The sequence below is a fragment of the Dokdonella sp. genome (assembly GCF_049593775.1).
Classification (GTDB): domain Bacteria; phylum Pseudomonadota; class Gammaproteobacteria; order Xanthomonadales; family Rhodanobacteraceae; genus Dokdonella.
The window spans coordinates 1-8958 of the sequence record NZ_JBAWHJ010000043.1; the positions used below are offsets into that span (position 1 = coordinate 1).

7 protein-coding genes and 1 other RNA gene are annotated in these 8958 nt (G+C 62.5%); 7 read left to right on the forward strand and 1 reads right to left on the reverse strand.

Annotation, left to right across the window (positions count from 1 at the left end):
* The 7 genes from WBP53_RS01495 to rpiA all read left to right on the forward strand — a co-directional run.
* Window positions 1-1904 (forward strand): putative bifunctional diguanylate cyclase/phosphodiesterase (locus WBP53_RS01495; RefSeq protein ID WP_423925219.1); only part of this gene is annotated, 1904 nt, incomplete at its 5' end.
* Between the two features lie 93 nt (window positions 1905-1997).
* Window positions 1998-2225: a TIGR02449 family protein gene (locus tag WBP53_RS01500; protein ID WP_423925221.1), complete on the forward strand. Its 228-nt coding sequence runs from the start codon at window positions 1998-2000 to the stop codon at window positions 2223-2225.
* Window positions 2222-2518 (forward strand): cell division protein ZapA, encoded by a 297-nt coding sequence (locus WBP53_RS01505; RefSeq protein ID WP_423925223.1) that lies wholly within the window; start codon window positions 2222-2224, stop codon window positions 2516-2518. The genes WBP53_RS01500 and WBP53_RS01505 overlap by 4 nt, the downstream gene beginning before the upstream one ends.
* Before the next feature lie 7 nt (window positions 2519-2525).
* Window positions 2526-2712: non-coding RNA, 6S RNA (gene ssrS, locus WBP53_RS01510), on the forward strand.
* A gap of 27 nt (window positions 2713-2739) precedes the next feature.
* Complete coding sequence (locus WBP53_RS01515; protein ID WP_423925225.1) at window positions 2740-3345, forward strand: 5-formyltetrahydrofolate cyclo-ligase; 606 nt, start codon at window positions 2740-2742, stop codon at window positions 3343-3345.
* A complete protein-coding gene (locus WBP53_RS01520; RefSeq protein WP_423925227.1) occupies window positions 3342-3821 on the forward strand; it encodes an EVE domain-containing protein in 480 nt (159 codons plus the stop codon). Before WBP53_RS01515 ends, WBP53_RS01520 begins: the two co-directional genes overlap by 4 nt.
* Window positions 3811-4449 (forward strand): ribose-5-phosphate isomerase RpiA, encoded by a 639-nt coding sequence (gene rpiA, locus WBP53_RS01525; RefSeq protein WP_423925229.1) that lies wholly within the window; start codon window positions 3811-3813, stop codon window positions 4447-4449. The genes WBP53_RS01520 and rpiA overlap by 11 nt, the downstream gene beginning before the upstream one ends.
* Window positions 4450-4473: 24 nt before the next feature.
* Here the strand turns inward: rpiA and WBP53_RS01530 are convergent.
* On the reverse strand, window positions 4474-8958 hold a 4485-nt coding region (locus WBP53_RS01530; RefSeq protein ID WP_423925231.1), incomplete at its 5' end, for a DEAD/DEAH box helicase.

Here is an 8958-nt window from a genome sequence, read left to right on the forward strand (position 1 = left end):
CAATTGCCCAGCATCTGGATGATCACATCAGCAACAAGTCCTCGTTGTTCGAATCCGAGCAACGTGTCCGTGTCGGCGACGACAAATGGATCTGGGTATTGGCTCGCGGCAAGATCGTCGAACGCACTGCGGAAGGACGTCCACTGCGCATTTGTGGCACGGCCCGAAACATCACCGCCACGCGGGATGCCGAACGCGAGCGGCGCATCGTGCAGGAAGTGATCAACAGCATGCGTGAGGCGGTCACCGTCTGTGATCTCGAATTCAAGTTCGTGTCGGTAAACCCGGCATTCACGCGGATAACCGGTTGGCAGGAACACGAGGTGGTCGGCCAATCGGCAGCCGTCCTCAACTGTGCGCAACATTCGCCGGAGTACTACCAGAACATGCGCGAGTCGATCGCTCGCGAAGGCTTGTGGCGCGGTGAGCTGTGGCAGCGCCGCAAGGATGGCGAAGAATTCCTGTCCTGGCTGCAGAGCTCCGAAGTGCGTGATGCGCACGGCAAGCGGACACACTACATCGGCGTGTTGACCGACATCACCGAACGCAAGCGCAACGAGCAGGAGTTGCGCTATCTGGCCAACTACGACACGTTGACCGGGCTGCCCAACCGGACCCTCATGGCCGAGCGACTGGGCCATGCAGTGATTCGCGCACGCCGCGGCGGGCGCAAGGTTGCCGTTCTGTTCCTTGACCTCGACCGCTTCAAGCATGTGAACGATTCGATGGGCCACGCAGCGGGTGACCGCATGCTCAAGGCCGCCGGCAGCCGCCTGCGCGACAATGTCCGTGACGGCGACACCGTGGCCCGCATCGGTGGTGACGAGTTCACGGTTGTTCTCGAGGAGCTCTCGGATGCGGGCGAGGCCGAACGCGTGGCGCAGAAGCTGATCAGCGCGTTCGAGCGGCCGTTGGAACTGAACGATGGCCAGGATGTGGTGATCTCGCCGTCGATCGGCATCAGTCTGTATCCCGATCACGCGCAGACGCCGACTGATCTGCTCAAGTTCGCCGATACAGCCATGTACCAGGCCAAGGATCGTGGTCGCAAGACCTTCATGGTCTACACCGAGACCATGGATGCTGCCGCGCGAATGCGTGCGACGCTGGTGGGTGCCTTGCGCAAGGCCATGGAGCGCGGCGAATTCAGCCTTGTCTATCAGCCCAAGCTGTCCCTTCTCGATGAGCACATCACCGGTGTCGAGGCCCTTTTGCGCTGGCACAGCCAGGATCTGGGCGAAATTTCACCGGTCACCTTCATTCCGGTTGCCGAGGAATCCGGGCTTATCGTCGAGATTGGCGACTGGGTCCTGGTCAAGGCCTGCGAGCAGCTGGCCAGCTGGCACCGCGATGGCCTCCGCGACATCTCCATGTCGGTCAACCTGTCTGTCCTGCAGCTGCAGCGTGGCGACCTGACCCAGCGGCTGTGTGACATTCTCGCCGACAACGACATGGCTCCGAATCAGCTTGAGCTGGAACTCACCGAGAGCGTGATCATGGCCAATGCCGAGCAATCGATCAGCACGCTACGCCAGCTCAAGGCGGTCGGTGTGACCCTGTCGATTGATGACTTCGGCACCGGCTATTCGTCGTTGAGTTACCTGCGGCGCTTGCCCATCGACGCGCTCAAGATCGACAAGGAATTCGTCGGTGACATCACCACCGACCCGGACGACGAGGCGATCACCGCTACGGTCATAAACATGGCGCATTCACTGGGCCTGAACGTGGTCGCCGAAGGCGTCGAGACCGCCGAGCAGGCCGAGTACCTGCGCGAACAGGGTTGCGACGAGATCCAGGGGCACTGGCTTTCCGTACCCCTGCCGCCGGATGCCTGTTTCACCTTCCTGCGCGACCGCGCCCACAAGCGCCAAGAGGTGCTAGGTGACCAGCCCGGCCGCTGAATTCGCCAGGCCAGCCGCAACGATGGCTGGCATGCTGGCGTTACTGCGGATACGCTCGCGGTTCCCGTAGGCTACCGGTGTATAGTTCGGGCCATGCCAGAGAAAGAACAAACCCAGACAGAACTCGCCGAGATCAGCGCCAGGATCGACGAACTGGTTGAGCTTTGCCGCCGTCTGAGCGAGGAAAACCGCAGCCTGCGGCAAAGCCAGGAGCAACTCTCCAACGAGCGTGCCGGATTGATTGCCCGAAATGAACAGGCGCGCACACGAGTCGAAGCCATGATTGGCCGGCTCAAATCACTGGAGCAGAATCAGGCATGAGTGAGCCGGTCTCGGTACGAATTCTCGATCGCGAATACCTGATTGCCTGCAAGCCGGAAGAGCGGCCCGGGCTGGTGGCGGCTGCCGCCTATCTGGATGGAAAGCTCCGCGAGCTGCGTGACAACCACCGTGGTGGCGGCCTGGAGCGCATTGCCGTGCTTGCCGGCCTGAATATCGCCCATGAACTGCTCGACGTCCAAAAGCGCGAAGCCGATAGTAGCCAGCACTTGGCACAGCATCTGCAAGCCATCAAGACAAAGCTTGCTGCCGGTTTGCCGACGTCACTACAATAGTCCCTGGTGTCCTCGGTAGTGTGCGACAGCGCATTCAACATTTTGCCTTGTTCCTGTATCGACCCCGGGACAGTTGCGTATCAGTCCGTGTGCAAGTCCGCCTCGAGCGGAAAGCCTGAAGACGGTGCAAGACTCTCCCACCTGAACCTTTTGGTTCAAGGTCGTTCGATGCGCATCGCCACAGCGGAGGGCGCCACCTTTTCTCTTTCCGCGTTGCAATCATGACCGTCAACGACGAGCGCAAGTTGCTGCGCGCCAGCCTGCGAGAGCGGCGCAAGGCGCTGACTGCCGCCGAACGCATCGCAGCCGCCGAGGGCGTGGCGAGTTCGCTCGCGCAGCTTGCGGACTTCATCGTCGATGAGCTGATCGCCGGCTACTGGGCGATCGACGGCGAACTGCCCCTGCATGTGGTTGTCGGGCAACTGTCCCAGCGAGGACAGCGATACTGCCTGCCGAGAATCAGCGGCCCCCGCGAACTATCCTTCGTGCCGTGGAGCGCGGGCGCGGAACTGGAGTCCAATCGCTACGGCATTCCCGAACCGGTCTGCACGGAACAGGATCTCCTTGCACCGCAGGCGCTGGACATCGTGCTCGTGCCGCTGCTGGGATTCGATCGCATGGGACACCGTATCGGCTACGGCGGCGGGTATTACGACGCCAGCTTCTCCTTCCTTCGCGACAGAGCCGAGGCCGAACGTCCGCTGCTGGTAGGGATTGGCTACGCGGCGCAGCAACTCGATGCCATTGAGACAGAGGAATGGGATGTAAAACTTGACTACATCGCCACCGAAAAGGAATTGATTGATTGCTGGGGTGATGCGGAATGACCAAGCGGTACTGGCTGATGAAGAGTGAGCCGGAGGAGTTTTCGATAGATGCACTGGCCAAGGTCAAGTCGGAGCCCTGGAGTGGCGTGCGCAACTATCAGGCGCGCAACTTCATGCGCGATGGCATGCAGGTCGGCGACGGCATCCTGTTCTATCACTCCAATTGTGCCGAACCGGGCGTGGTCGGATTGGCCGAAGTGGCGAGCGAGGCGTACCCGGATCCAACCCAGTTCGACAAGCGCAGCGACTACCACGACCCAGCCAGCAAGCCGGAAGAGCCGCGCTGGCTGATGGTCGACGTAAGCTTCAAGCGCAAGCTGGTGCGCACCATCAGCTTGACCGAGCTGAAGGGCCGGCCCGAGCTTGAGGAGTTCGCCCTGGTACGCCGGGGCAATCGTCTGTCAGTAATGCCAGTTGCGCCAACACAGTGGAAACTCATCATCGGACTCGAGAAGGAAAAGAATCATGGCCAATGAAGACGGCAAGCGCCGAGCGGCGCGTGCGGCCATGCGCTTTGTCGAGCACGGCATGACGATCGGCGTTGGCACCGGATCCACGGTGGCCCATTTCATCGACGCATTGGCGGAAAGAAAACATGACATCGAAGCAGCCGTATCGAGCTCCGAACAGTCAACCCGACTGCTTCAGGAACGCGGAATCCGTGTGGTCGATCTCAACTCGACTGGCGAGCTGGCCCTGTATGTGGATGGCGCCGATGAATGTGATCCGGAACGCTGTCTGATCAAGGGGGGTGGCGCGGCGTTGACCCGCGAAAAAATCATTGCCGCGGCCTCGCGTCAGTTCGTCTGCATCATCGACCCGAGCAAGCGTGTGGAGGTTCTCGGCAAGTTTCCGCTACCGGTCGAAGTGATACCCATGGCACGCAGCCATGTCGCTCGGGCTCTTGTCCTGCTCGGCGGGCAGCCAGTCTGGCGTGATGGAGTGGTCACCGACAACGGCAACTGGATTCTCGACGTGCACAACCTGCAGATCAGTGATCCGGTCGGTCTTGAAGCCGAGATCAATCAGATCGTCGGCGTGGTCACCGTCGGCTTGTTCGCGGCCAGGCGTGCGGATGTCGTGCTGACCGGCGAAGCCGGCTAGTCGCTCCTTCCGGTTTCGGGTTCGTCATTTGTCGTCACCGACAGAGGCCACCACCGGTTCCTGTGCGCAGCCGGTCTGGAAGACCCCGGCGGAGCCCTCGCCATTGCCCCGCTGCTGTCGCACCAGTGCGTGCTGCCAGCCTGCCGGAATAGCCTCGTCACTGCCATCCAGGCGTGTGCATTTTCCAGCGATCAGCGCGGCTTGGGCGATGCCGTTCACGTACAGGATGCGCGAGCCAGCCACGGCTGGAACCCGGTTTCCCGCCGTCAGGATCCCAACGAGATTGAGTGGATCGGTCGCTGCGATGGTGACCTGATCATTATCCGGTGTGCGCGAACGGATCTTGCGCAGAAGCGGAATGGCTTCAGGCAAGGCAAACTGTTCGCCGGACAAGCCTGCGATGAATCGCCCGCCACGCAGCTCTCCGCGAGCCTCCAGGCGACGGTACACGCGCACCAGCTCACGCCAGGGTGGAAGCCACTCGGCTTCCCGGGCCAACATTCGCCAGCAGACCACGCCGTAGCGACGCAGCAGGCTGCATGCTGCCTTTTCCACCGCATCGTCCGCCGTTTCCATCGGTCGAAGCACGGATGATTTGCCGTCTTTCGCAGCCACCCGATCAGTCCCCGGCATGGACGGCGGGCTGCTGGCCGCGACCAGCGCCCAGCGTCCGGCATCCTCGATATCGGCAAACAAGGCATGACGTGTCCGTCGTCCACGTTTCGACACACGTTTGGCCGCGGGCAACAGCAGGGCGCGCAATCCGGCAAAGCTGTCGGCGTTGACCAGGCCGCGCGCGACCAGTTCGGCGAGCGCATCTTCGAGTTCCACCTTCAGCAGGCGAGTAGAGTCGGCAATCTCGCCGAAGAAGGAGGCGCCGAACTGGCTCAGGTGCTCGAGCACAGCCTGCGCGCGCGAGGAGGCATGCGCCGACTCATGCGCGTGGCAACCGGCGAGCCCGGCCCAGAGCCGCCATCCGCGGCGTGGCAGGATCACGATAGGGGTGCTGCGTACGGGCCCTGCCGCATGCTCGCGTTGTGCCGCTGCGGCGCTGGCAAAGCGCATCCAGACGACCCGCCCACGCTGGCATAGCTCGTCCAGCCAGTGGATTGAATAGTCGGCAATACGCGCAGGTAGCAGCTCCGATTCCCAGGCACCCGCCGCGCACTCGAAACCTTCCAGTTGGGAAAGGGTGGCCGGCAGTGCGTCGGGGCCATGCGCCTGCGTGCCAGGCGCAACGCGCTGCCATTCAAACAGGAATCTCATGAAGTCGCGCGCCTGGACCGGTTCGATCTCGCGCCGCAGCCGCTTGAGCGTGTAGCGATGGATGCGCGCCAGCAGATGGCGCTCGCACCATTCCTCTGCATCGCAGCCCGGAGTAAATTTTCCACGAAGAACGCTGCCCTGTGTCTCCAGCGCAAGCAGCCCTGCCTCGATCAAGTTGACATCAAGCAACAGTGATTCGGCAAGCATCACGATAGTCGTGGGTCCGAGTGCCGTCAGGCGTGCGCGCAGCAACTCGATGAGTGCCGATTCCGCTGTCCACTCGACGGCCGCATATTCGGCCGGAGCTGCAATGCATGGATGCAGGCTGGCATCCGGAAAGACCGCCAGGGCCTGCGGCAGAGTCTCTGCCGCGAACCATCCGCCGGATACATGCACTTCAGGAAACTGATCACGTTTCGCGATGGCGCTCGCTTCATTCGCAATGTCGCGCGTTTCGGCACTGTGAGCATCACAGCTGAAGCGCTTTCCTGTGGAAAGCAATGTCGCTCGACCATCAAGTGCAAGCTGATCGAGCCACCTGCGCCATGACGGGTTGGCTTCGACGTCACGGGCAGTGACCAGGCCGATGCCCATCAGGGTTTCATGCATCTCGTCGAGGTCGCGCGGATCCGGCCAGGCTTCGTCACGCACACTCATGATCGCATCAACATCGAGCGCGCCAAGATCGTCGCCGGACTCGGGGTCGCTCCAACGGCGCATTTGCACGGCCTGGGTTCGACGCTCCTCCAGTGGTGCGTCATCGAGAAACGCATACGGCCGTGCCGTGAGTATTTCTGCGGCCAGCGGCGATGGTTCGGGAAGGTCGCGGGCAACGATCCCGATTGCGCCATTCTCGAGTCCGCGCAGCATTGCCAGCCAGCCCTCGACATCCATGGCCTCGTTGAGGCAATCATCCAGGGTCTGGGCGACCAGGGGATGATCCGGAATCTGCCGTTCGCCGACGATGTTCTCCAGGCAGGCGACCTGATCCGGAAACACCGTAGCGAGCAGATCCTCGGCCTTCATGCGCTGCAGTTGCGCTGCGATCTTGTGCCCGCCACCAAATCGCGGCAGGGCGAGCGCAGTTGTTGCGGCCCAGCGCCAGCGCACGCCGAACAGCGGCGCGTCGAGGACCGCCTGTATGAGGATGTCCCTTGCCGTGGCCGAGTGCAGATACCGCGAAACTTCGATCAGCGGAAAGCTGTGGCTGGTCGACAGGGAGAGAATGATTGCATCTTCGGTTGCTGCCGCCTGCAACTCGAAATTGAACGAGCGGCAGAATCGCTTGCGCAGGGCCAGACCCCAGGCCTTGTTGATGCGGCTGCCGAAAGGCGAATGCAGGATCAGCTGGGTACCGCCGGATTCATCGAAGAAGCGCTCGATGACGATGTGCTCGCGCGTCGGCAACTGACCAAGCGCATTGCGTGCGCGGGCCAGATAGTCGACCAGCTGTTGCGCGGCACTGGCATTGACGCCGAGTGTTCCGGTCAGCCAATCGCGCGCCGCGGCCAAGCGGTCCCGGATCGCTTCGGCATTGCTGCCTTCGATGGACGAAACGTCTGCCGCCGCTACGCTTCCGCTCAGCCGTGCCTCCACTTCGCTGCGCAATCGCGACACGCCAACCGACAGTTCGTCACTGCGCCCAGGCGCTTCAGCGATCCAGAACGGGATGCTGGGTGGCAGCCCATGTGCATCCTCGACCCGAAGCTGGCTGCGTTCGACGCGCAGGATGCGATAGCTCGTGTTGCCAAGCTGGAAGATATCGCCGCCCATGCTCTCGATGGCGAAATCTTCGTGCACGCTACCGACAGTGATTGCCTGCGGTTCGACCACAACGGCGTAGTCGGCGGTATCCGGAATCGTGCCGCCGGAAGTCAGTGCGGTCAGTCGCGCATTGCGTCGCCCCTTTATCCTGCCATGCACGGCGTCGCGGTGAAGATAGCCGGCTCGTGGACCACGCCGGGTCGAGTAACCCTCCGCAAGCATCCGAATGACAGCGTCGAAATCCGAGCGTTGAAGGTTCCGGTAGGGCCAGGCGCGCTTCATCCAGTCGAACAGCGCGCCCTCATCCCATTCCGTGCAGGCGGCTTCGGCGACGATCTGCTGCGCCAGCACATCAAGCGGCGCAAGCGGAATCTTGAGCGCGTCGAGCTCACCGCGCCGAATGCAGTCGAGCAGGGCGGCGCACTCGACCAGATCATCCCGGGACTGGGGAAACAGGCGCCCCTTCGGCGTCGCGCCCACGGCATGTCCGGAACGGCCGACGCGTTGCAACATTGCGGCAATCGAGTGCGGCGAGCCGATCTGGCAGACCAGGTCCACGTCGCCGATATCGATACCGAGTTCAAGCGAGGCCGTGGCGATCAATACCTTGAGTTCGCCGCGCTTGAGACGTTGCTCGGCATCCAGGCGAAGCTCCCTGGCCAGGCTGCCATGATGAGCGGCGACATGCTCCTTGCCGAGGCGCTCCCCGAGATGGCGCGCCATGCGTTCGGCCATGCGTCGCGTATTCACGAAGACCAGGGTCGTTCGATGCGACTCGACGAGCTGGGCCAGGCGGTTGTAGACCGTCTCCCAGACTTCGTTGGACATCACGGCTTCCAGTGGCACCGGCGGTATTTCGATGGCGAGATCACGTTCACGCACGTGACCACTGTCGACGATGGCGCAATCCGGATTGCCCTCGGCGTCGACGTGGCTGGTTCCAATCAGGAATCGAGCGACGTCCTCGATGGGCTTCTGGGTCGCCGACAGCCCGATCCGGGTCAAGCGTCGCTGGCAGAGCGCTTCGAGACGCTCCAAGGTCAGGCTCAGATGACTGCCGCGCTTGTCGTCGGCAATGGCGTGGATCTCATCGACAATGACCGAGCGCGTGCTGGCCAGCATGAGACGACCCGACTCCGATCCCAGCAACACATACAGCGACTCGGGTGTGGTGACGAGGATGTGAGGGGGTGATTTCAGCATGCGCTGGCGCTCGCGCGCAGGCGTGTCTCCGGTGCGCACTGCAGCCCGGATCCCCACGTCGGCCAGGCCGATCCTTTCGAGTTCCTCGCGGATGCCCGCCAACGGTGCCTCGAGATTGATCGCGATGTCGTTGGACAAGGCTTTCAACGGCGAAACGTAGACCACGGTGGTCTGTTCGATCAGGCCAGACTCGACGCCTTCGCGGACCAGTCCATCGATGGCGGCAAGGAAGGCGGCCAGGGTCTTGCCTGAACCGGTGGGTGCCGCGATCAGGGT

Excerpts from the sequence above, each read along its gene's own strand:
- rpiA (WP_423925229.1), top strand. The coding sequence starts at position 3,811 with ATGGCCAATGAAGACGGCAAGCGCCGAGCGGCGCGTGCGGCCATGCGC.
- WBP53_RS01500 (WP_423925221.1), top strand. The coding sequence starts at position 1,998 with ATGCCAGAGAAAGAACAAACCCAGACAGAACTCGCCGAGATCAGCGCC.
- WBP53_RS01520 (WP_423925227.1), top strand. The coding sequence starts at position 3,342 with ATGACCAAGCGGTACTGGCTGATGAAGAGTGAGCCGGAGGAGTTTTCG.
- WBP53_RS01515 (WP_423925225.1), top strand. The coding sequence starts at position 2,740 with ATGACCGTCAACGACGAGCGCAAGTTGCTGCGCGCCAGCCTGCGAGAG.
- WBP53_RS01505 (WP_423925223.1), top strand. The coding sequence starts at position 2,222 with ATGAGTGAGCCGGTCTCGGTACGAATTCTCGATCGCGAATACCTGATT.